Annotated in this window: 23 protein-coding genes; 17 read left to right on the top strand and 6 right to left on the bottom strand. The window is 72.0% G+C overall.

Translation table 11 applies throughout. The features are described from left to right. The first annotated feature begins 202 nt into the window (after window positions 1-202). The 8 genes from E6U81_RS35280 to E6U81_RS35245 all read left to right on the top strand — a co-directional run bounded on the left by E6U81_RS35280 (window position 203) and on the right by E6U81_RS35245 (window position 6,915). A complete protein-coding gene (locus E6U81_RS35280; RefSeq protein ID WP_136234084.1) occupies window positions 203-856 on the top strand; it encodes an HAD family hydrolase in 654 nt (217 codons plus the stop codon). 43 nt (window positions 857-899) lie between these two features. Next, a complete protein-coding gene (locus E6U81_RS35275) occupies window positions 900-2,132 on the top strand; it encodes an MFS transporter (RefSeq protein ID WP_136234083.1) in 1,233 nt (410 codons plus the stop codon). After that, window positions 2,104-3,252 (top strand): acetoin utilization protein AcuC, encoded by a 1,149-nt coding sequence (locus E6U81_RS35270; RefSeq protein WP_136234090.1) that lies wholly within the window; start codon window positions 2,104-2,106, stop codon window positions 3,250-3,252. Before E6U81_RS35275 ends, E6U81_RS35270 begins: the two co-directional genes overlap by 29 nt. A gap of 94 nt (window positions 3,253-3,346) precedes the next feature. Continuing rightward, window positions 3,347-4,177 carry a phosphatase gene (locus tag E6U81_RS35265; RefSeq protein WP_136234082.1) on the top strand — a complete coding sequence of 277 codons (831 nt, stop codon included), beginning with the start codon at window positions 3,347-3,349 and terminating at the stop codon, window positions 4,175-4,177. 114 nt (window positions 4,178-4,291) lie between these two features. Beyond that, a complete protein-coding gene (locus E6U81_RS35260) occupies window positions 4,292-4,501 on the top strand; it encodes a helix-turn-helix domain-containing protein (protein WP_008738568.1) in 210 nt (69 codons plus the stop codon). A gap of 142 nt (window positions 4,502-4,643) precedes the next feature. Then, window positions 4,644-4,742: an AURKAIP1/COX24 domain-containing protein gene (locus E6U81_RS35255; RefSeq protein ID WP_003948845.1), complete on the top strand. Its 99-nt coding sequence runs from the start codon at window positions 4,644-4,646 to the stop codon at window positions 4,740-4,742. 95 nt (window positions 4,743-4,837) lie between these two features. Further along, a complete protein-coding gene (locus E6U81_RS35250; protein ID WP_136234081.1) occupies window positions 4,838-5,914 on the top strand; it encodes an NAD-dependent epimerase/dehydratase family protein in 1,077 nt (358 codons plus the stop codon). Further along, window positions 5,914-6,915, top strand: coding sequence for a lysophospholipid acyltransferase family protein (locus E6U81_RS35245; protein WP_136234080.1), 1,002 nt, complete (start codon window positions 5,914-5,916; stop codon window positions 6,913-6,915). Before E6U81_RS35250 ends, E6U81_RS35245 begins: the two co-directional genes overlap by 1 nt. Before the next feature lie 54 nt (window positions 6,916-6,969). Here the strand turns inward: E6U81_RS35245 and E6U81_RS35240 are convergent, their stop codons facing one another. The 3 genes from E6U81_RS35240 to E6U81_RS35230 form a co-directional block, all read right to left on the bottom strand. Next, window positions 6,970-8,175 (bottom strand): DUF5667 domain-containing protein, encoded by a 1,206-nt coding sequence (locus E6U81_RS35240; RefSeq protein WP_136234079.1) that lies wholly within the window; start codon window positions 8,173-8,175, stop codon window positions 6,970-6,972. 235 nt (window positions 8,176-8,410) lie between these two features. Beyond that, the gene (locus E6U81_RS35235; RefSeq protein ID WP_136234078.1) at window positions 8,411-9,229 is read right to left on the bottom strand and encodes an ECF subfamily RNA polymerase sigma factor, BldN family; all 819 of its coding nucleotides are present in this window, start codon (window positions 9,227-9,229) and stop codon (window positions 8,411-8,413) included. 370 nt (window positions 9,230-9,599) lie between these two features. Beyond that, entirely contained in the window at window positions 9,600-10,583 is a 984-nt protein-coding gene (locus E6U81_RS35230; RefSeq protein WP_136234077.1) for an HAD-IB family hydrolase, read from the bottom strand. A gap of 122 nt (window positions 10,584-10,705) precedes the next feature. Here E6U81_RS35230 and E6U81_RS35225 point away from each other — a divergent pair, with 122 nt between their 5' ends. From E6U81_RS35225 to E6U81_RS35195, 7 genes are all read left to right on the top strand, one after another. Beyond that, entirely contained in the window at window positions 10,706-10,993 is a 288-nt protein-coding gene (locus tag E6U81_RS35225) for a glutaredoxin family protein (RefSeq protein WP_136234076.1), read from the top strand. Window positions 10,994-11,265: 272 nt separating this feature from the next. Beyond that, entirely contained in the window at window positions 11,266-12,075 is an 810-nt protein-coding gene (locus E6U81_RS35220) for a redox-sensing transcriptional repressor Rex (RefSeq protein WP_136234075.1), read from the top strand. After that, the gene (locus E6U81_RS35215; protein ID WP_136234074.1) at window positions 12,072-13,811 is read left to right on the top strand and encodes a glutamyl-tRNA reductase; all 1,740 of its coding nucleotides are present in this window, start codon (window positions 12,072-12,074) and stop codon (window positions 13,809-13,811) included. The genes E6U81_RS35220 and E6U81_RS35215 overlap by 4 nt, the downstream gene beginning before the upstream one ends. Further along, window positions 13,808-14,776 (top strand): hydroxymethylbilane synthase, encoded by a 969-nt coding sequence (gene hemC, locus E6U81_RS35210; protein ID WP_136234073.1) that lies wholly within the window; start codon window positions 13,808-13,810, stop codon window positions 14,774-14,776. The genes E6U81_RS35215 and hemC overlap by 4 nt, the downstream gene beginning before the upstream one ends. Then, entirely contained in the window at window positions 14,773-16,440 is a 1,668-nt protein-coding gene (locus E6U81_RS35205; RefSeq protein WP_136234072.1) for a bifunctional uroporphyrinogen-III C-methyltransferase/uroporphyrinogen-III synthase, read from the top strand. Before hemC ends, E6U81_RS35205 begins: the two co-directional genes overlap by 4 nt. Window positions 16,441-16,593: 153 nt before the next feature. Then, complete coding sequence (locus E6U81_RS35200; RefSeq protein ID WP_136234071.1) at window positions 16,594-18,069, top strand: HEAT repeat domain-containing protein; 1,476 nt, start codon at window positions 16,594-16,596, stop codon at window positions 18,067-18,069. After that, entirely contained in the window at window positions 18,066-19,406 is a 1,341-nt protein-coding gene (locus tag E6U81_RS35195; protein ID WP_240804201.1) for a HEAT repeat domain-containing protein, read from the top strand. The genes E6U81_RS35200 and E6U81_RS35195 overlap by 4 nt, the downstream gene beginning before the upstream one ends. On the opposite strand, the gene E6U81_RS35190 is transcribed toward E6U81_RS35195, so the two are convergent. Both E6U81_RS35190 and E6U81_RS35185 read right to left on the bottom strand, forming a co-directional pair. Beyond that, on the bottom strand, window positions 19,384-19,569 hold the full coding sequence (locus E6U81_RS35190) for a DUF397 domain-containing protein (RefSeq protein WP_136234070.1): 186 nt from the start codon (window positions 19,567-19,569) through the stop codon (window positions 19,384-19,386). The two genes, E6U81_RS35195 and E6U81_RS35190, sit on opposite strands and share 23 nt — an antisense overlap. After that, on the bottom strand, window positions 19,566-20,390 hold the full coding sequence (locus E6U81_RS35185) for a helix-turn-helix transcriptional regulator (protein WP_168714832.1): 825 nt from the start codon (window positions 20,388-20,390) through the stop codon (window positions 19,566-19,568). The genes E6U81_RS35190 and E6U81_RS35185 overlap by 4 nt, the downstream gene beginning before the upstream one ends. A gap of 79 nt (window positions 20,391-20,469) precedes the next feature. Here E6U81_RS35185 and E6U81_RS35180 point away from each other — a divergent pair, with 79 nt between their 5' ends. Both E6U81_RS35180 and hemB read left to right on the top strand, forming a co-directional pair. Continuing rightward, window positions 20,470-20,928: an ATP-binding protein gene (locus E6U81_RS35180; RefSeq protein WP_136234068.1), complete on the top strand. Its 459-nt coding sequence runs from the start codon at window positions 20,470-20,472 to the stop codon at window positions 20,926-20,928. 43 nt (window positions 20,929-20,971) lie between these two features. After that, a complete protein-coding gene (hemB, locus tag E6U81_RS35175) occupies window positions 20,972-21,970 on the top strand; it encodes a porphobilinogen synthase (protein ID WP_136234067.1) in 999 nt (332 codons plus the stop codon). Window positions 21,971-21,976: 6 nt separating this feature from the next. Here the strand turns inward: hemB and E6U81_RS35170 are convergent, their stop codons facing one another. Further along, on the bottom strand, window positions 21,977-22,339 hold the full coding sequence (locus E6U81_RS35170) for a hypothetical protein (protein ID WP_136234066.1): 363 nt from the start codon (window positions 22,337-22,339) through the stop codon (window positions 21,977-21,979). Between the last annotated feature and the right edge of the window lie 185 nt (window positions 22,340-22,524).

The following is a 22,524-nucleotide window of genomic DNA, read 5'->3' as shown; positions in this document are numbered from 1 at the left end:
GGAAGCTAAGCCTTTCAGCGCCGATGGTACTGCAGGGGGGACCCTGTGGGAGAGTAGGACGCCGCCGAACAATCATTGTGGGAAAGCCCCGCACCCTCTGGGTGCGGGGCTTTTCTGCGTTTACGGGCCGGTCGGGTGACCCGGTGCCGGGGTGGGCACGGCGGAACCGCGGCCTCATCCCTTTGCTCCCTAATGTGGGGCTATGGGCTACGACCTCGTCATCTTCGACAACGACGGCGTGCTGGTGGACAGTGAGCCGCTCGCCAACAACGTCCTCGCCGGGTACCTGACCGAGCTGGGGCACCCGACCACCTATGAGGAGTCGGTCCGCGACTACATGGGGGCCGCCGTGCACCGGGTGCACGAGCTCGTCCTCGAAAGGACCGGGGAGCGGCTGCCGGCGGACTTCGACGAGACGCTCCACGCGCGGACCTGCGCCGCGTTCGAGCAGGAGCTCAAGCCCGTGCCCGGAGTGGAAGAGGTCCTCGGAGCGCTGACCGCTCACGGGATCGGGTACTGCCTGGCTTCCTCCGGCAGTCACGAGCGGATCCGGGTCGGGCACCGCGTGGCCGGCCTCGACGGGTGGTTCGAAGAGGAGTGGATCTTCAGCGCGGACGACGTGGGCCGGGGCAAGCCCGACCCCGACCTCTACCTGCACGCCGCCGGGCAGATGGGCGTCGAACCCGCACGGTGCGTCGTCATCGAGGACAGCCTCCGCGGGATCCAGGCCGCCGCTGCCGCCGGGATGGACGTGTACGGGTACACGGCGCTGCTGCCGGCGGACCAGCTGCCCGGAGCCACCGGGTACTTCGGCGACATGATGCAGCTTCCGCTGCTCCTCCAACTACCCGTGTGATCTCTCTACCCACGGGTAGCCCCGGGGCCTACGCTGACCCGCCATGACGGATGATGTGCGGCTGCGCCGCGGCCGCGGCGCCCTGGGGTTCAGCTTCTTCGTGCAGGGCGTCACCTTCGCCCTGCTCGTCACCCGGATCCCGGCCATCCAGGACCGGTACGGGATATCCGACGGCCTGCTGCCCGTCTTCCTCGCCGCCGTCCCCGTCCTCGCGGGCGTGGCCAGCGTCGGTACCGAGCACCTGGTCAAGCGGGTCGCTCCCAGCGTCGTACTGCGGTGGGCCCAGCCGCTGGTCCTGCTGTCGCTGCTCGGGGTGGGCGCCGGCGAGCGGCTGTGGCACGTGGCGGTCGCCCTGGGGGCGTTCGGGCTGTCGGTGGGTGCGCTCGACGCCTCGATGAACATGCTCGGGGTCAGCCTGCAGCGCGCGTACGGGCGCAGCATCATGCTGGGCTTCCACGCCGCGTACAGCCTGGGCGGGATCCTGGGGGCGTCCGCGGCCTGGTACGGGGCGCACGCGCACCTGGGGCTGTTCGCCAGCTATCTGCCGGCCGTGGCCGTGCTGTTGCCGCTGGTACTGCTGGGGAGCCGGTCCTACGTCGACCGGGGGGACCGGACCGGGCCGGCGGGCGAGACGGAGAAAGGGCTCGGCGGCGGCGGGTTCCGGCTGCTGCTTCCGCTCTGTCTGGTGATGGCGTGCGCGTACATCGGGGACTCGACGGTCGCGAACTGGAGTGCCAAGTACCTCCAGGACGTGCTCGGAAGCTCGGAGCAGACGGCGACCGTCCCCTACAACGTCTACATGGTGACGACCCTGGTGGGGCGGGCCGTGGGCGACCTGGGTGTGCGGCGGTTCGGGGCGGTGGCGGTCGTGCGCGCGGGGACGCTGCTCGCGGCCTGCGGGTTCGCGGTCGTGGCGGCCGCGCCGGGGGTGTGGGTGGGGATGCTCGGCTTCACGCTGCTGGGGGTCGGGCTGTGCGTGATCGTGCCGCAGACCTTCGCGGCGGCCGGGAGGCTGTTCCCCGGTGCCTCCGACACGGCCGTCGCGCGGCTGAACATCTTCAACTACGTCGGGTTCCTGATCGGCTCGCCGCTCGTCGGGGCGATCGGCGACGCCTGGAGCTACCGGGGCGCGATGCTGGTGCCGATGGTCCTCGTCCTGATCACGCTGTTCCATGCCCGCTCGTTCGGGCCGCGGGAGGCCCGATACGGTGTCGACCATGAGCGGCGAGCCGGTGACCGGGCTGTTGATGTGGGACGAGGCGGTAACGGGGTATGACTTCGGACCGAGCCATCCGATGGACCCGGTGCGCCTGGCGCTGACCATGGGCCTGGTGCGTGCCTTCGGGCTGGACCGGGAGATGGAGGTACGGGCGGCCCCCGCGGCCGGGGACTCGACGCTGAGGCTCGTCCACCGGGAGGACTACGTCGCCGCGGTGCGCGAGGTGTCGGACGACCCGCGTGCCGCCGACGGGTCGTACGGGCTGGGTACGACGGACGATCCGGCCTTCCTCGGGATGCACGAGGCGTCCGCGCTGATCGCCGGGCAGTCCGTGGCGGGAGCCGAGGCGATCTGGCGCGGCGAGGCCGAGCACGCCGTGAACTTCGCCGGCGGGCTGCACCACGCCATGCCGGGCGGGGCGGCCGGCTTCTGCGTGTACAACGACGCGTCGCTGGCCATCGCCAGGCTGTTGGAGCTGGGGGCGGAGCGGGTCGCGTACGTGGACGTGGACGTCCATCACGGGGACGGCGTGCAGGCGGCCTTCTGGGACGACCCGCGGGTGCTGACCGTCTCGCTGCACGAGCATCCGCGGACGCTGTTCCCGCAGACCGGCTGGCCGGAGGAGACCGGCGGTCCGGCGGCGGAGGGGTCGGTGGTGAACGTGGCGCTGGAGGCCGGCACCGGGGACGAGGGGTGGCTGCGGGCCTTCCACGCGACGGTGCCGGAGCTGCTGGCGGACTTCCGGCCGCAGGTGCTGGTGACCCAGCACGGGGCCGACACCCACTTCGAGGACCCCCTCGCCCACCTGGCGGTGTCCCTGGACGCCCAGCGGGCCGTGCAGGAGGCCTGCCACCGGCTGGCGCACGAGTACGCGGACGGGCGGTGGCTGGCGCTGGGCGGCGGCGGGTACGCCGTGGTGGACGTCGTGCCGCGGTCGTGGACGCACCTGGTGGCGATCGCCGCGCACCGGCCGCTGGACCCGGAGACGGCGGTACCGGCGTCGTGGCGCGACGAGGTGTACGCGCGGACGCGTCAGTTGGCGCCGGGGCGGATGACCGACGGGCGGAGCCCTTCGTGGCGGGAATGGGAGGCCGGCTACGACCCGGCGGACCGGACGGATCAGGCCGTTCTCGCCACGCGGCGGGCGGTGTTCCCGCTGCGCGGCATGCTGACCTGACCGGCTGTGCGGATCATGCCGCATCGTTACGCCAACTGTGGGGCTGTTCGCCGGAATTGATGACCCGACAGATGGGTTGGGAGAGCATCGGAGGGTGTTGAGCACCGGCGCGCTGCGTGCGCATCTGCTGGCCGCCCGGTTGGCCGGGCCCGTCGCCACCTCACGGGAGGAGAGCCTGCGCAGTTACCGGTTGTTCGCGGCGGGGGATCCGCGGGTGCTGCTGGGGCTGGATCCCGAGTGGGGCTGGGGCGAGGGTGATCTGCTGAGGCTGATGGCGGACAAGTGCGGGGTGTCGGCGGATCCTTCGCACGTCAGCGGGCCGGACGTGATCGATCCGGAGCGGACGGTGGCGGCGCTGGAGGCGTTCGCGGGGCGGCTCGGCGAGGCGGCGAGGACGCGGTCGCGCGTGCTGTTCGGGACCGGTCATCCGCATCGGCTCCTGGGCTTCTACGCCGGTTTGGCCGAGGCGATGTCGGCGGCGGGATGTGTTGTCCTCACACCCGCGCAGGGGACGCGTGTCGACATGACGACCCGGTTCGGCGTACGCACGCACCGCATCGCGTACGTACGGGGGGTCGCACTGGTGCGGGAACCCGGCGTGCAGGCGCCGGGGAGTGCGACCGGCGTGCACAGTCATTCGCCACTGCCTGTTCGGGTGGCTCTGGGGGCCCTCGCGGAGGCCGGCGAGCCGCTTCCGGACCTGGTGGTCGGGGACCACGGATGGGTCTGCGGTGCAGGTCAGCTCGGTGTGGAGGCGATAGGGCTGGCCGACACGGATGATCCCGCACTGTTCGTCGGGGAGGCGGAGGGGCGGGTCGCGGTGGCCGTTCCGCTTGATGACGCGGTGCGATCGGACTACTACCATCCGCTTGCCCGGTACGTGTTGGGCCGGGCGAGTCTGACGGGGCGACAGGAGTGGCCGTAGCTCCTCTTCCCCACTCGTATCACGCGCCCCTACTCTGGGGAGTGAGCGTGCGACGACGAGGAGTAACCGGAGGGGAAGCCGGTGCCCGTCATGCGCGGAAGGTCAAGGTGTGTCATGGCTGCTGGCGAGAGGCCTCTCAGTGAGGTTCAGTTCCTGACCGTGGCGGAGGTCGCCTCGGTGATGCGAGTGTCGAAGATGACCGTGTACCGGCTGGTGCACAACGGTCATCTGCCCGCAATCCGGGTGGGCCGGTCCTTCCGGGTCCCCGAGAACGCGGTCCACGAGTACCTCCGAGAGTCCTATGTGGGGGTGGAGTCGGCCTGAGACTGACGGACCCTGACGCCTTCGTAACCCCCGTGAGGCACTCGGATTACGGGCTCGGAGCTCGGGCGGGTAGGCTAGGCCGACGTAGGTCGTGTGGGCCCAGACGCCCCGCACCAGTGAAGAGAAGTGAGCGAGGGTAGTCGTGGGCTCTGTTATCAAGAAGCGGCGTAAGCGGATGGCCAAGAAGAAGCACCGCAAGCTGCTCAAGCGCACCCGCGTCCAGCGCCGTAACAAGAAGTAAACGGCAGCTGTACGTGTTCTCCGCAGCCCCTCCACCATCCTTGGTGGAGGGGCTGCGGTGCAGCCGGGTACTTCTTCGAGGGAGGCGCTGAGCTCGTGGGGAAGGTCGTACTCGTCACCGGGGCTGCCCGGCAGCTGGGCGGCCGCTTCGTGCGCCGGATCCAGCGCGACCCGGAGGTCGAGCGGGTGATCGCGGTGGACGCCGTGACACCGCCGCACCGGCTGGGGTCCGCGCAGTTCGTCCGTACGGACATCAGGCAGTCGTCGATCGCCCGGGTCCTGGCCGAGCACGCCGTGGACACGGTGGTGCACCTGGCGGTCACGGGCGGCCGTCCGGTCGCCGGCGGCGCGCACAGCGCCGTCAAGGAGACCAACGTCATCGGGACGATGCAGCTGCTGGGGGCCTGCCAGAAGTCGCCGACGGTACGGCGGCTCGTGGTGAAGTCCAGTACCAGCGTCTACGGGGGCACCCCGCGGGATCCGGCCGTCTTCACCGAGACCACGCCGCCGAAGTCGCTGCCGTCGGGCGGGTTCGCCAAGGACGCCGCCGAGGTCGAGGGATACGTACGGGGCTTCGCGCGCCGGCGGCCGGACGTCGCGGTGTGCGTGCTGCGCTTCGCGAACATCCTGGGGCCCTTCGCCGATTCGGCGCTCGCCGAGTACTTCTCGATGCCGGTGATGCCGACCGTGCTGGGCTACGACCCGCGGCTGCAGTTCGTCCACGAGGACGACGTGCTGGAGGTGCTGCGGCTGGCCGCGCAGGAGCCCAGGCGCGGGACGCTGAACAGCGGGACCTTCAACATCGCGGGCGACGGCGTGCTGCTGCTGTCGCAGTGCTCGCGGCGGCTGGGGCGGCCCACGCTGCCGCTGCTGCTGCCGGCGCTCACCTGGGTGGGGTCGGCGCTGCGGGCGGTCGGGGTCACCGACTTCTCGCCCGAGCAGATGAGGCTGCTCACCCACGGCCGGGTCGTGGAGACCACGCAGATGCGCGAGGTGCTCGGCTTCGAACCGCTCTACACGACCACCGAGACCTTCGCGGACTTCGCGCGGAGCCGGGGCAACGGGCTGCTGCCGCCCGAGCGGGTCGGGCGCGCCGTGGACCGGGTGGCGGCCATGCTGGATGCGGACGGCCTGCGGGACGACGTCGACACGGTTGAAGGAGCGAAGCGATAGTGGCGGACGCCAAGGTCATTCCTTTCGACGAGGACCGGCCGCGCCGGCGGATGCCCCGCCGGGTGCGGGCGGTGCCGGCACCCGGGCCGGCGGAGCAGGAGCCGCTCGCTCCCGCGCCGGAGCCCGCGCCGGAGCCCGAGGCGGCCCCGGCGGAGCGCGGTGACGGCTGGGACCGGCGGATCGCCGGCGGGCTGGCGTTCCTGCGCCGGCGGGTCACCGGGGAGTACGAGGTCGACGACTTCGGCTACGACAAGGAGCTGACGGACCAGGTCCTGATGTCCATGCTGCGGCCGCTGTACGACAAGTACTTCCGGGTCGAGGTCAAGGGCATCGAGAACATCCCGGCGGAGGGCGGCGCGCTGATCGTGGCGAACCACTCCGGGACGCTCCCGCTGGACGGGCTGATGCTCCAGGTCGCCGTGCACGACCAGCACCCGGCGGAGCGTCACCTGCGGCTGCTGGCGGCGGACCTGGTGTTCATGCTGCCGGTGGTGAACGAGCTTGCCCGCAAGGCGGGGCACACCCTGGCGTGCGCGGAGGACGCGCAGCGGCTCCTGGAGGCCGGGGAGCTGGTCGGTGTCATGCCGGAGGGCTTCAAGGGCATAGGGAAGCCGTTCGGGGACCGGTACAAGCTCCAGCGCTTCGGGCGGGGCGGGTTCGTGTCGACGGCGCTGCGGGCGGGCACGCCGATCGTGCCCTGCTCGATCGTGGGGGCGGAGGAGATCTACCCCATGGTCGGGAACGCGAAGACGCTGGCGCGCCTACTGGGGATCCCGTACTTTCCGATCACGCCCACGTTCCCGTGGCTGGGGCCGCTGGGGGCGGTGCCGTTGCCGACGAAGTGGACGATCCAGTTCGGTGAGCCGATCCCGACCGACGGGTACGCCGCGGAGGCGGCGGAGGACCCGATGCTGATGTTCAACCTGACGGACCAGGTGCGGGAGCAGATCCAGCACACGCTCTACAAGCTGCTGGTGCAGCGCAGGTCGGTGTTCTTCTGACGGTGGTGGGCCGGGACTGCACGTCCCGGCCCACCACCGCTCTTACCGGCGTCCCTACTCCGCGTCCTCGGCACCGAGGCCCAGGCCCGGGAGGAGTCCCGGGAGCAGGGGCGGGAGGGTGATCTCCGGCTTCGGGTTCTCCTGGGTGCCGGCGGAGGGCTGTGCCGACTGTCCCCCGGGCGGGTTGAGCAGGTCGCCCGTACCGCCGAGGAGGCCGCCGTCGGCCGGTGGCCGGGTGCTGCCCGAGGGGGACGGCGCCGGGCTGCTGCCGGACGGGGTGCCCGCGGCCGGGGAGGACTGCTTGGCACCGCTGGACGCGTCCGGCTTGGCGGGCGACCCCGACGAACCGGTGCCGCGGGACTGCTCGGGCGCCTTGGGGAGCAGGCTCTGCAGCGGCGCCACGTCTTCGTCTATGGCCTGGAAGACCGAGTCCACTTCGCCGCCGACGTCGGTGAGCTGCACGGGGAGCTTCTCGCGCAGCTTGCCCCACGCGTCGCGGTGGGAGCGGGAGAACGACGACAGCGTCTGGATCGGGCCGAGCGAGCCGTCCCGGTCGAACGCCGCCTGGAGGAGTCGGTGGCCCTCCTCCGCGTCGTGCTTGACGCCCGAGAGCGCCCGCCGGATAGCGCCCAGGGACTCGTGGTCCAGGGTGCCCGTCCGGCCCCGCTCCATCAGCCTGCGGGCTTCCGACAGACGGTTGGACGCGCGGTCGAGATAGAGCTCGCCGCGCTCCGCGTCGTCGTCGGCCATCCCCAGCTTCAGGTCCTCCATGCCCCGCTTCACGGGGTAGAGGTGGTCACCGGGCAGGGCGTCGGAACTGGCAGCGGCCACTCCGCTGAAGGCCCCCGCGGCCACACCCACGGTGAGGCCGCCCGCTGCGATGCCCTTGGACCAGCGGGAGCGGGGCCGCAATTTCCGGAGCGGGGTCGCCCGGTGGGCGCCGCGGCCGGTCCGCTGTTCGGGCACCTGAGGGTCCGAGGCGGCACCGCCCCCGGCCCTCTCCTCCAGCACCATGGCCTCCATGGCGGCAACGAGCTGTGCTCGTTGCACCACTTTGACCTCGGGGTCCAGCACTGGGCGCGGCATTCGTTCGCCGAGCACGCTCGCCAGGGCCAACAACCGGTCGTGGTCAGCAGGTTCGGCAGGTGCCTCGGACTGCTCGGCCGCCGGGTCCGGTTCCGAAAGGTCGGATGGGTTCCGATCCTCCAGGGCCTGGGCGAAGGCGTTCGCCCGCCGGTGCGGGGTCACGTTCGCGATCACTGGCGGCACCTCCTCTCGTCATGACGATCGACTCCCCAAGGTGTCCGGAAGGTTGCCTTCCTTGAGCACATCCACACTTTCGAGTGAGCGGCTTCGGGCAGGGCGTATCCACAGGGAGCCTGCATTCCGCACAACGAGCGTCGCGGCAGTTGGGTTACGGACGAAGGATGATCGGACCACAGCGTCATCGAGGGGTCACCGGATGTGAGGTCGGTTGTGTTGTCTGGACGGTCCGTCAGCGGGCGTCTTCGGGGAGGAGGCGGGCCAGGGTGCGGACCGCCCGGTACTGGAGCGTCTTGATGGCGCCCTCGTTCTTCCCCATCACCCGGGCCGTCTCGGCGACCGAGAGGCCCTGCAGGAAGCGCAGGGTCACGCACTCCTGCTGCTGCGGATTCAGCTTCCGTACGGCTTCCAGGAGGGCCGCGTTGGAAAGGGACTCCAGGACGGAGTCCTCGGGGCTGCGCTCCACCTCGTTGGCGTCGAGCATCTCCCCGGTGGTGACCTCCAGCCTGAAGCGGCTGGACTTGAAGTGGTCCGCCACCAGGTTGCGGGCGATCGTCACGAGCCAGGCGCCGAAGTCGCGGCCCTGCCAGGTGAAGGTGGAGATGCGGCGCAGGGCGCGCAGGAAGGTCTCGCTGGTGAGATCCTCCGCGGTCGCCTTGCCGCCGACGCGGTAGTAGATGTAGCGGTAGACCGTGTCGCTGTACTGGTCGTACAGGCGGCCGAAGGCCTCGGCCTCTCCGGCCTGGGCGCGCTCGACCAGGTCCATCATGCGGGCCTGGTCGCTGTCCGCCAGGGGGCGGCGGGGGGCGGCCTGGGTGCTCGTGCCGGCTGCGCCGTTCGAGCCCCCGGCGGCCGAGCGGCCTCGTCTGCCCACCGTCGCCCCGCCGTCGGTCAGGGCGTAGCAAGGACCGGCCGGGCCGAAGCCGGCAGGGACCGCGGCGGCGAAGGCGGGGGCGGTGTACGCGGTGGGGACGAAGCCGCGCAGGTGGTCGAGGACCGTTGCGCGCAGCTGAGCCAGGCCCGAGGCGTCAACCCCGACAGGTGGGTACACGGGACTCCCAGAGGCAGAGCTTCCATCACGTGCAGTGCGGGACCGTTCACCCGTCGTGGCGACAGATGGCCGGTGGCATGCGTTTGAGGAGAATAACGCTTCGTACAGGCGGCGCTACACCCAGTTGCTCAAATCACCGGTTCCGACACTTCTGTTGCGTGTCGAGGGCATATTCAGTCGCGGTTGGTGATCGATTCTTGATCACTTGGGTGCGCGGAATGGACGCTTCCAAGGGGCCCCGCGACCGAGTCGGGCAGGGCGGAGTGCCGCGCCCGCAGCGCGGGTAGAGGTGAGCGAATGCCCGTGGCGGGGCCGGGAGGTGGCGCCGGCGGTCGCGGGCGCGGTGTGGCCCGGGCCTGGGCCGGATCCGCTACTTGCGGCGCCGGTGCAGGGCGATGGCGGCGGCCGCGCCGCCCGCGATCGCGCCGACTCCGGCCGCTGCCGGGACGCCGACCTTCACGGCCTTGCGGCCGGTCCGATAGTCGCGCAGCCGCCAGTCGTTGGTCCGGGCATGCTTGCGCAGTTTTGTGTCGGGATTGATCGCGTACGGATGTCCGACCAGTGACAGCATCGGGATGTCGTTGTGCGAATCGCTGTACGCGGCGCAGCGTTCGAGGTCGAGGCTCTCGGCGGCGGCAAGGGCGCGGACGGCCTCGGCCTTGGCGGGGCCGTGGAGCGGCTCGCCGACCAGGCGGCCGGTGTAGACCCCGTCGACCGATTCGGCGACGGTGCCGAGGGCGCCGGTCAGGCCCAGCCTGCGGGCGATGATCGTGGCGGTCTCCACGGGGGCCGCGGTGACCAGCCACACCTTCTGTCCGGCGTCGAGGTGGGCCTGGGCCAGGGCGCGGGTGCCCGGCCAGATCCGCTCGGCCATGTACTCGTCGTAGATCTCCTCGCCGATCGCCATCAGCTCGGAGACCTTGTGGCCCTTGACGATGGACAGGGCGCTGTCGCGGGCGTCCTGCATGTGCTCGGGGTCCTCGACCCCGGCGAGCCGGAACCACGCCTGCTGCCAGGCGAAGCGGGCGAGTTCGCGGCGCCGGAAGAACTCGCGCTTGTAGAGGCCGCGGCCGAAGTGGAAGATCGCGGCGCCCTGCATGACGGTGTTGTCGAGGTCGAAGAAGGCGGCGGCGAGGTCGTCGCCGGCGACCGGGAAGGCGGGTTCCTCGATGCCCTCGCCCGGTTCCTCGGCTTCCAGGAGGTCGAGGTCGGATTCGTCCGCCTCGGCTCCGGTGAGCTGGTCCGCCCCGGCCTGCGCGGTCTTGCGGGCGGCTTCGGCCGAGGCTTCGCCTGCCAGCACGCTGCGTGCGGTGGCGGAGCGCCTACGAGGGGGGAGCCATCCGAGAGCGGCCATGACGCGAGCATAGCCACTGTGTTCGGGAGTTCCCGAACCGGTGGGAAACGGAGGCGTTAACTCTTCGCGACGCCACCGGGGGCGGCGGACGGGGCGGGGGCGGGCCCCGCGGGCGCGGGAGAATGTGGGGCATGAGCCCTTTGTTGCGCCGTAAAGAGAAGAAGAGCCCCGGCGAGCGGATGGTGACGCTCATCGGGAAGCCGGGGTGCCACCTGTGCGACGAGGCCGAGGAGGTCGTGGCGAAGGTGTGTGCCGAGACCGGTGCGCAATGGGAGAAGAAGGACATCTCGCAGGACGAGGAGCTCTACCGGCTCCACTGGGAGCAGATTCCGGTGGTCCTGGTTGACGGCGAGCAGCACACCTTCTGGAGGGTGAACCCGGACCGGCTCCGGCGGGCGTTGGGTGGGTGACCCCCTCCCCGGTTACCATCATGGGCGATTTGTGGGGTCTGGGGGCGTATCTGTGAGGAGTGTGCACGGTTTTGCCCCCTTTGGTATTTGAACGGGTTCGGCGTGTCACCGGTTCCGGGTTTGTCTGCCGAACTCGCGTGACCCCGGTCACTTTGGTCGGACAAAGCGGACACAATCTTTGTGCACGCGTTCACAAAGGCATAGCCTGCTGTCGACGGGGCGGTCCTGGGACAAGAGGCCGCCTGCAGCCCCGCTCATCCCGCAGGAGCATCGTGGCAACTGGCCGAACTCACCGACCGGCGACCCGCAGCCGAGGTATTCCCGAGGCCACTGTCGCCCGGCTTCCGCTGTACTTGCGTGCCCTGACCGCGCTCTCCGAGCGATCGGTCCCCACGGTGTCCTCCGAGGAGCTCGCGGCCGCCGCCGGAGTCAATTCCGCCAAGCTGCGCAAGGACTTCTCGTACCTGGGTTCCTACGGCACCCGCGGCGTCGGCTACGACGTCGAGTACCTCGTCTACCAGATCTCCCGCGAGCTCGGCCTGACCCAGGACTGGCCGGTCGTCATCGTCGGCATCGGTAACCTCGGCGCCGCCCTCGCCAACTACGGCGGCTTCTCCGCGCGCGGATTCCGCGTCGCGGCCCTCATCGACGCCGACCCGGCGATGGCCGGCAAGCCCGTCGCCGGCATGGCCGTGCAGCACACCGACGACCTTGAGAAGATCATCGAGGAGAACGGTGTCTCGATCGGCGTCATCGCGACGCCCGCCGGCGCCGCCCAGCAGGTCAGTGAGCGGCTGATCGCGGCCGGGGTCACCTCCATCCTGAACTTCGCGCCGACCGTGCTGTCCGTGCCGGACGGCGTGGACGTGCGCAAGGTCGACCTCTCCATCGAGCTCCAGATCCTGGCCTTCCACGAGCAGCGCAAGGCCGGCGAGGAGGCCGCAGCGGCCGCCGCCGAGCCCGCCTCCGCCGTGGGCGGCGCCGCACCCGCCGCGGCCGTCGTGCCGCCGGCCGGACGCACCGCCGCCGAGGCGCGCAAGGGCGGCCCCGAGGGTGACGTCCCGGCGGTGATGCCGGCATGAGCCTGCTCGTCGTTGGGCTGAGCCACCGCAGTGCCCCCGTGAGCGTGCTGGAGCGCGCCTCGCTGTCGGCCGACGCCAAGACCAAGCTGCTGCACGACACCCTCGCCGCCGAGCCGGCGACGGAGGCGACGGTGCTCGCCACGTGCAACCGCATCGAGCTGTACGCGGACGTGGACAAGTTCCACGCCGGTGTCGCCGAGCTGTCCACGCTGCTCGCCCAGCACAGCGGCGTCGCGCTGGAGGAGCTCACCCCGTACCTGTACGTGCACTACGAGGACCGGGCGGTGCACCACCTGTTCTCGGTGGCGTGCGGACTGGACTCGATGGTCGTGGGCGAGGGGCAGATCCTCGGCCAGATCAAGGACGCCCTCGCGCTGGGCCAGGAGCTGCACTCCGCGGGCCGGCTGATCAACGACCTGTTCCAGCAGGCGCTGCGGGTCGGCAAGCGGGCGCACTCCGAGACCGGGATCGACCGCGCCGGCCAGTCGCTGGTGACCTTCGGCCTGGAGCAGCTCGCGCTGGGCACGCCGGTGGCCGAGTGGGCCCGGGGCAAGCGGGCCCTGGTGATCGGCGCCGGGTCGATGTCCTCGCTGGCCGCCGCGACCCTCGCGCGGGTCGGCGTCGCCGAGATCGCCGTGGCGAACCGGACCGCCGAGCGGGCGGAGCGACTCGCGGAGATTCTGGTTGCCTCGGGCACCGGGGTCACCGCCCTCGCCATCCCGATGGCCGAGGTCGCCGATGAACTGACACGAGTCGACGTGGTGGTGTCCTGCACCGGAGCCACCGGGCTCGTGCTGACCGCCGACGACGTGCTCGCGGCGGTGGCCGGGGGAGAGGGCTGGGCCGAGCCGGGACTCCGCCCCCGCATCCCCGGGCCGCAGTCGCCCGCGGGCGGCGTCGTGCGGCTCACCGACCCGGGCTCCGCCCCGGACTCCGCGCCGCACGCACCGGTGGGCCTGGACACCGACGTGCTCGCCCGGCTGGTCGCCGCCGCCGAGGCCGGCGGACGGATCGCCGACGCCGGAGCCGCGCGGACCATCAGCGCACCCGCGGACGCCGAGGCCGACGGGTGCCCCGTGGGCCTCGACGGACGCTCCGCGCTGACCGGGGTCGACGCCAACTCCCTCGAACTGCACGGGACCTGGGCCGACCAGGGCGAGGCCGCCGCACAGCGCCAGCCCCGCAGGAGCGCCCGTACGCAGGCCCACGCCACCGATGTCCGGCTCGCGCTGCTCGACCTGGCCATGCCCAGGGACATCGACGCCGCCGTGCACCGGATCCCCGGAGTCCGGCTCGTGGACATCGAGTCCCTCGCCGAGGCGTCCGCGGACGCCCCGATGGCGGCCGACGTCGACGCCGTACGCGGGATCGTCGCCCAGGAGGTCGCCGCCTTCGGCGCGGCACAGCGGGCCGCCCACATCACGCCCACCGTCGTCGCCCTGCGTGCCATGGCGGCCGAGGTCGTGGCCATGGAAGTGGCCCGCCTCGACGGACGGCTCCCCGATCTCGACGAGCGACAGCGCGCCGAAGTCACCCAGACCGTGCGCCGCGTCGTGGACAAGCTCCTCCACGCGCCGACCGTGCGCGTCAAGCAGCTCGCGAGCGAGCCCGGCGGCGCCGGGTACGCCGACGCACTGCGCGAACTCTTCGACCTCGACCCTCAGACGGTTGCTTCCGTCAGCCGGGCGGACGCGGCCGATCCGAAGAACGACGACGACCCAGGACGGGCATCATGAACACACGTCCCGACCAGCCGCTGCGGCTCGGTACGCGGCGGAGCAAGCTGGCCATGTCCCAGTCGGGGCACGTCGCCGACGCGGTCCGGGCGATCACCGGCCGGCCCGTCGAGCTCGTGGAGATCACGACGTACGGCGACGTCTCGCGCGAGCACCTCGCCCAGATCGGCGGGACCGGCGTGTTCGTCACGGCCCTGCGCGACGCGCTGCTGCGCGGCGAGGTCGACTTCGCCGTGCACTCGCTGAAGGACCTGCCGACCGCGCAGCCCGACGACCTCGTGATCGCGGCCATGCCGCTGCGCGAGGACGCCCGTGACGCGCTCGTCGCCCGCGACGGCCTGACCTTCGAGCAGCTGCCCGACGGCGCCCGTATCGGCACCGGCTCGCCCCGCCGCACCGCCCAGCTCAACCACCTGGCCCGCTCGCTCGGCAAGCGGATCGAGACCGTGCCCATCCGCGGCAACGTCGACACCCGCATCGGATTCGTCCGCGACGGCGAACTCGACGCCGTCGTCCTGGCGGCCGCCGGACTGAACCGGATCGGCCGCGGCGACGAGGCCACCGACCTGCTGTCCGTCGACAGCATCCTCCCCGCTCCCGGCCAGGGAGCCCTGGCCGTGGAGTGCCCTGCGTCCTCCACGGACCTCATCGCCGCGCTCAGCAGGCTCGACGACCCGCACACCCGGGCCGCCGTGACCGCGGAGCGTTCTCTGCTCGCCGCCCTGGAGGCCGGCTGCAGCGCACCCGTGGGCGCGTTCGCCGACCTGCTGGCCGACGGACGGATTGTCAATGAAATGCGCCTGCGCGGCGTCGTCGGAACCCTCGACGGCTCGACGCTGGTGCAGCTGTCCACCACCGGTCCCGTGCCCCAGTCGTACGACGAGGCCATGGCGCTCGGCCGCGAACTCGCGGACGAGATGCTGGCCAAGGGCGCGGCCGGTCTGATGGGGGAGCGATCGCTTTGAACCCCTCAAGTCCGACCACCTCCGCTTTTCCGGCCGTCGCCGCTCACGGGCGCGTCACCTTCCTCGGTGCCGGCCCGGGCGACCCGGGTCTGCTGACGCTGCGCGCCGTCGAGGCGCTCGCCGCCGCGGACGTACTGATCGCGGAGCCCGAGGTGCTCGAGGTCGTACGGACGCATGCGCGCGCGGGTGTCGACACGCCGCAGCTGACGGTAGCTGACGAAGTGTCAGCAGCCGCCGGGGTCCCGGTGATCCGGGACGCGACCAATCTTGTCATGGAGGCCGCACGCTCCGGCAGGCGGGTCGTGCGTGCCGTCACCGGTGACCCCGGACTCGACGGCAACGCCGCCGACGAGATGCTCGCGTGCGCCAACGAGGGGATCCCCTTCGAGGTGGTGCCCGGCGTCGCGACCGCCGTCGGCGTGCCCGCGTACGCCGGTGTCCCGCTGCGCGACAAGCAGGGCGCGGACGTGCGGTTCGTCGACGCCAAGACCGCGTCGGCGCGCTGTTGGAGCGAGGCCGGGACGAGCGACGGGATCCTCGTCGTCTCCGCGACGCTGGAGACGGCCTCGGCCGCCGCCGCCGAGCTGGTGAGCGCCGGGCGCAAGCCCGACACCCCGCTGACCGTGACGGTCTCCGGCACCACGACGCGCCAGCGGACCTGGTCGGCGACCCTGGGCACGATCGCCCAGGTGTTCAAGCAGGGCAAGGTGCTGCCCTCGCCCGAGGGCGCCCGCCCCGTCATATGCGTGGTCGGCGAGCACGGCGCTGCCGCGCGCCGCGAGGACCTGTCCTGGTTCGAGTCGAAGCCGCTGTTCGGCTGGCGGGTCCTCGTACCGCGGACGAAGGAGCAGGCCGCTTCGCTCTCCGACCAGCTGCGTTCCTACGGCGCGGTGCCCCACGAGGTACCGACGATCGCCGTGGAGCCGCCGCGCACCCCGCAGCAGATGGAGCGCGCGGTCAAGGGCCTGGTGACGGGCCGCTACGAGTGGATCGCCTTCACCTCGGTCAACGCCGTCAAGGCCGTCCGCGAGAAGTTCGAGGAGTACGGGCTCGACGCGCGTGCCTTCGCGGGCATCAAGGTCGCCGCGGTGGGCGAGCAGACCGCGGCCGCGCTGGTGGAGTTCGGCGTGAAGCCGGACCTGGTGCCGAGCGGCGAGCAGTCCGCCGCCGGGCTGCTGGAGGACTGGCCGCCGTACGACCCGGTCTTCGACCCGATCGACCGCGTCTTCCTGCCGCGCGCCGACATCGCCACGGAGACGCTGGTCGCCGGGCTGATCGAGCTCGGCTGGGAGGTCGACGACGTCACCGCGTACCGGACCGTGCGCGCGTCGCCGCCGCCGGCGGACACGCGCGAGGCGATCAAGGGCGGCGGTTTCGACGCCGTTCTCTTCACCTCGTCCTCGACCGTCCGCAACCTGGTCGGCATCGCGGGCAAGCCGCACAACGTGACGGTCATCGCCTGCATCGGGCCGGCGACGGCCAAGACCGCCGAGGAGCACGGCCTGCGGGTCGACGTCCTCTCCCCGGAGCCGTCGGTGTCGAAGCTGGCGGAGGCCCTCGCCGAGTACGGCGCGGCGCGCCGCGAGGCGGCCAAGGAGGCCGGCGAGACGGTCTTCCGCCCGAGCGAGCGGCGGCCGGGCGCGCGCAGGCGTCGTACGACGTGAGCGGCTTAGCCGGCCGGACGCGGTCCGGAGCAGCGGTCGAGGGGTCCGGGTGCACACGCACCCGGGCCCCTCGCGCTTGCGTAATCCCGTTGTGCGGCGGGCCCCTGCCCGGAAAGGATCACCGCCGGACGGAACGGGGACACGGGGGAGCGGATGACGGACCGGGACGCACGCCTGGTGACGGCGGTACGGGCGGGGAACCTCCGGGAGGTCCACGCCCTGCTGGGGCCGGGGAGCAACCCCGACGCGACCGACGAGGACGGGCTGCCGGTGCTGTGCACGGCGGTGGCCGCACGCGAAGAGGAGATCGCCGAGGCCCTGCTGAGGGCCGGCGCCGATCCCGGCGCGGTGGACGCGGACGGTGAGCCCGTCCTGTGCACGGCGGTGGCCGCGTTCGCCTACAGGACCGTCACGGCCCTCGTGTGGGCAGGGGCCGACCCCGACCAGGTGCTGCCGGACGGTACGACCCCGCTGCTGCGGGCCGTGGAAGGCGGCTCCCCGGCGACGGTCGATGCGCTGCTGTGGTCCGAGTACCTACGGGCGCCGGAACTGCGCCTGACGCAGCCGGTGCGCGAGCGGCTGCTCGCCGCGGCCCGCCACTGGTACGGGACGGGCGCGGAGGCCGAACTGCGCCGCCGCACCGGAGCCACGGGCCCGGCCCGGACCGCCACGGTCGAAGAGCAGTGGTGCGAGGTCGAACAGGTCGAGCTCGGAGGTCTGACCGTCCGCGCGGGACACGGCGCCGTCCTGACCACCCTGGAGTCGACGTTCGGCGTCCTGGCCCCGCCGGCGGAACTGGTGGCCCGTGCCGTCCGGCACTCCGACCCCGCGCACGTGGACTGGGCCACCGCACGCTCCCTTCTCCGCAACAGCCTCGGCGAGGAGGCCCGGGACGCGGTCACGGCCCTGCGCCACCACCCCTCACCCCGCCACCGCCGGTTCGCCACCGACTGGCTGGGACACCGGCCGCTGTTCGCGGATGCCGACGCGTACGCGCACGACGAGGAAGACCGCGACCTCCTCGCCGCCTCGGCGGAGACCGAGACGGACGCCGTGGTGCTCGCCGAAGTGCTCTGGGCCCTCACCGAGCACACGCGGGAACACCCCCGGCTGGAGGCCATCGGCCTCCGGTACGCCGACCACCCCGACCGGCGGGTGCGCCGCAGGGTGCCGGACTGCCTCTGGTGGTCCGGCCGGCCGCTGACGGCCGAGGCCGCCCGCGCCCTGAGGAGCCTGGCACACGATGCGGACGACGAGGTGCGCCTCGAAGCCGCCCTGACCCTGCTCGGGGACGAACGCGAAGACCGGGACGGCCCCCGGGCCGTCCTGCGCGACCTGGTCCGCGACCCGCACAGCCCGGTGCGCGGCGGGGCCGCGGAGTTCCTGGCCGAGTCCGACGACCGCACGGCCGACGCCACGGAGGTCCTGCTGACCCTCCTGGACACCGACGACCGCATCCTGCGCCTGGTCGGCGCCTACGGCCTGGCCCGGCGGGACCACCCGTACACGCCTCAGGCGTACGTACGGGTGGAGGAGCTCGGCCCGATCCACCGCCCCGACCACCGGGCGAACGCTCTCGCGGACTGGCGCGGACGCAACGAGCCGTCGCCCGACAGGGGGAACGGGTGACGGAGCGGGACGCCGCACTGGCGGCGGCGGTACGGGTGGGCGACACCGCGCGCGTACGCGACCTGCTCGGGGCGGGCGCCGACCCCGACGCGGCGGGGGAGGACGGGCTGCCGGTGCTGTGCACGGCGGTGGCGGCCTTCGCGTACGAGGTCGCCGAGGCCCTGGTGGAGGCGGGCGCCGACCCGGACCGGGAACTGCCGGACGGCACGACCCCGCTCCTGCGGGCGATCGAGGGCGGCTCCCCGGCGGTGTTCGAGGCCACCCTCGGCCGCGAGCCACGGCTACGGCTCGCCCCGGAGCGGCGCGAGGAGCTGCTGGCGGCGGCCCGCGGCTGGTACGAGGAGGGCCCGGCGACCCGGCTGTGCCGCCTGACGGCGGACCCGGGCCCGGTGCGTGCGCAGGCCGTCCCGGAGCGCGAGTACGGCACCCTCACGGAGCACACCCTCGGCGGGCGGCGCGTCCGCGACGGTCACGGCGGCATCCTGACCGGCCTGGAATGGGCCTTCCGGATCCTGACACCGCCCGCGGAACTGGTGGCCCGCGCGGTACGGCACGGAGACCCCGAACACGCCGACTGGTGGGCGTCCGAGTGGACCCTCTCGCAGCGGCGCAGCGCCGAGACCTGGGCCGAGGTGGTGGCCTTCCACCGGCACCCCGACCCGCTGCCCCGCCTCTTCGTCGCCGACGTGCTCGACATGCACGCGCTGACGGGCGCTTCCACCCAGCACGCCGGCTGGTACCACCGCGAACGCCTGAAGCTGCTGGGCACCTGGGTGGACGTGGAGGACGACGCAGTCGTCCTGGCTCGCCTGCTGCGGGCGCTGGTGGACGAGGGCTTCCCCGAAGCGGAAGCCGTCGGCCTGCGTCACGCGGGGCACGCCGACGCGCGCGTCCGCCGCGAGGTGCCGGGCTTGCTAGACCGGCCCCTGACCCCGCGGGCGGCCGGAGCCGTACGGTCCCTGTGTCGGGACCCCGACGCCGGGGTACGGGCGGCTGCCGCCGAGTCCCTGGGCGGGGAGGCGCCGTCGGTGGAGGACCGCACGCTGCTCCTGGCCCTGCTCGTCGACGCCGACCCGCACGTGGCGCGCCGCGCCGCCTACGCCATCGCCCGGGGCGCGGACCGTTCACCGGAGACCACCGAGGCACTGGTACGCCTCCTCGACGCCGAGGACCAGGACATCCGGCTCAGCGCCGCCTACGGCCTGGCCCTGCGCGACGACCCGGGCACGCCGGCCGCGTACGCGCGCGTGGGCCGACTGGACGGCTCGGAGTACGAGCACGACCACCGGGCGGACGGCCTGTGGCGCTGGAAGCTCAGGAACGAACCCAGCGGGTGAGCCCGTCCCAGGCGGCGGGAGCCAGGGTGAGGACGGGCCCGTCGGCGACCTTGGAGTCCCGGACGTGGACGGTGTCGGCGCAGGGGCAGGTGGCTACTTCGACGCACTGGCCGCCTTCGCTGGCGCTGTAGCTGGACTTGAACCACTTCAGTGGGGTGCTCATGTCTCTCCTAGCAGCCGGTCCAACAGGACTTTGGTGTCCGTGACATTGAGGGCTTGGGATCGCAGCATGGCGTACTTCTGCGCAAGGATGCTGACCTCGCTCGGATCATGCACGGCGATGCTGACGCGCTGGTTCTCCGAGTACGCAAGGCGATGGTGATCGGGCGTTTCCAACAGGATGAACGAACCTGTGAGACCTGCGTGAGCGGTGAGTCCCAGGGGGAGGACTTGGAGGGAGATCGCGGGACGGTCGGCGCAAAGGCGCAGGTGGCGCAACTGCTCGCGTCGAATGTCGTTACCGCCGAGACGGTCGCGCAGCGCTGATTCCGCGATGATGAACCCGAGGGTCGGCGGAATCGCGCGGTACAGGATGTCCTGACGCTTCATCCGGCGCTCCGTCTGGAATTCGATCTTCTCCGTGCCCATGTAAGGGACGCGGCAGCTGAACACCGCGCGGGCGTATGCCTCGGTCTGAAGCAGGCCGGGCACGAGTATCGCGTCGTACCAGGACAGCGCGACCGCCTCGGCTTCGTTGGCGAAGTACTCCTCGGCCCAGGGCGGTATCACGTCGACCACGGGCATCTCGTTGGCGGCTACCGCCAGCAGGCCCGGAAGGCCGAGGACCTCGTCCATCCTCTCGGCGACGTTCGGCATCAGGGCGCGCCGCCCCTGCTCGATGGAGGCGACGGTTTCCACGTCGATGTGCACAGCCTCGGCGAGGGCTCGTTGGGTCATTCCTGAGGCGGCGCGGGCGGCGGCAACCTGCGCGCCGACCATTTTCAGGGCCGTCTGGTTCAGCCGGGGTCTCTTGCGTGGTGACATACCGGTGAACTCCCCATGGGCACAGGCGTGATGCGGCTGCCAACCCGTACTCATCAAGGAGTACGGGTCGCTTGCCTTGATGACGCTAGTCACGCACGGCAACGATCACCCCGTGAACGTAGAAATCCAACCGGCCCTGCTGCGCGAGCGGTTCTATCCCCGCAGTCGTCAAACCGTCTGCCCTGCCAGGGAGTTCGCGGCAGAAACACTTCACGCGTGGGGTGTCACATGCCGCCGCGACGACGTGTTGCTCTGCGTGAGCGAGCTGGCGACCAACGCCCTGCTGCACGGGGTCCCGCCCGGCCGGGGCTACCGGCTGCGGATGCTGCGCTACGACGGCACCGTACGGGTCGAGGTCCACGACAGCGGAGGCGGCCGGCCGCGCATCGGGCGGCGGGACCCGGCCGCCGAGGGCGGGCGCGGGTTGCTGCTGGTGGCGGCGGTCGCGGACCGGTGGGGCACCGTGGCACGGGTACCGGGCAAGGCGGTGTGGTGCGAGTTCGCCGTCGGGGCGGGAGCGCCACCGGACGGGCTCTAGGCTTGGGGCGACTGCTGTCGATGCTCGAAGAGGCGACTGGAACATGAGCACGTACGGATCCTTCCCCGGTTCGCGGCCCCGCCGGCTGCGTACCACCCCGGCGATGCGGCGGATGGTCGCGGAGAACCGGCTGCACCCCTCGGACCTGATCCTCCCGGCCTTCGTGCGCGAGGGCATCAGCGAGCCCCTCGCCATCTCGGCGATGCCGGGCGTGGTCCAGCACACGCGGGACACGCTGCGGAAGGCGGCCGTGGAGGCGGTCGAGGCGGGCGTCGCGGGGATCATGCTCTTCGGCGTTCCGGCGGACGAGAACAAGGACGCGCTGGGCACGGCGGGCACCGAGCCGGACGGAATCCTGCAGGTCGCGATCCGCGACGTGAAGGCCGAGGTCGGCGACGACCTGGTGATCATGTCGGACCTGTGCCTCGACGAGTACACCGACCACGGCCACTGCGGCGTCCTCGACGAGCACGGGCGCGTCGACAACGACGCGACGCTGGAGCGCTACGCCGAGATGGCGCAGGTCCAGGCCGACGCGGGCGTCCACGTCGTGGGGCCCAGCGGCATGATGGACGGCCAGGTCGGCGTCATCCGCGACGCCCTCGACGAGACCGGGCACGAGGACGTCTCGATCCTCGCCTACACGGCGAAGTACACCTCCGCCTTCTACGGCCCCTTCCGCGAGGCCGTCGCCTCGTCCCTCCAGGGTGACCGCAAGACGTACCAGCAGGACCCGGCGAACGCCCGCGAGTCCCTGCGGGAGCTCGCCCTCGACCTGGAGGAGGGCGCGGACATGGTGATGGTCAAGCCGGCCGGCCCCTACCTCGACATCCTGTACCGGGTCGCGCAGGCCGTGGACGTACCGGTGGCGGCGTACCAGATCAGCGGTGAGTTCGCGATGATCGAGGCGGCCGCGGAGAAGGGCTGGATCGAGCGCGACCGCGCGATCCTGGAGTCCCTGATGGGCATCAAGCGCGCGGGCGCGGACACGATCCTCACTTACTGGGCCACCGAGGTGGCGGGCTGGCTGCGCAACGCCTGATCCGTTCTACGGCCAGTCGACGAGGCCGTGGAAGACGATGAAGTCGAGGACGACGGCGGCCGGGGCGATCACGGCCGGCCACACCCTGGCGGCGGCGTTGCGCCGCCGCCAGGGCAGCGCCCACGCGGAGAGCAGCACGACCAGGACCACCACCAGGCCGAACCCGAAGACCGGGAAGGCCAGGTCGTAGGAGGCGTCGAACCGGTCGCTCACCTCGCCCTCGCAGGAGTCGCAGGCCATCGGGGCCAGCCCGACGAAGAAGAACGCGACGGCCGCCACCGGCAGTGTCAGCAGGGTGGAGACGAGCGGCGCGACGAACGCGTGCGGGTGCCGGTCGGTGCCGGCGACCGGGGTCGGGGTCGTGGTCATGGATCCAGTGAACTCCGCGAGTTGGTCCCGGACATGAGCGCACGTACTCGGGTGCGCGGCACGCAGGGGCCGTGCGCCTCGTAGGTATAGGCACGCACGTGCGTCGCGCCCGCAGAGGCGCACGGGACGCTTACCTGATGTCGGTGACCCCTGACAAGCCCCGAGTATCCGGAACCTGTGCCGGC

This window comes from Streptomyces sp. A0592 (genome assembly GCF_004795115.1).
GTDB classification, from domain to species: Bacteria; Actinomycetota; Actinomycetes; order Streptomycetales; family Streptomycetaceae; genus Streptomyces; species Streptomyces erythrochromogenes.
This window is presented reverse-complemented; position numbering and strand designations above follow the sequence as displayed.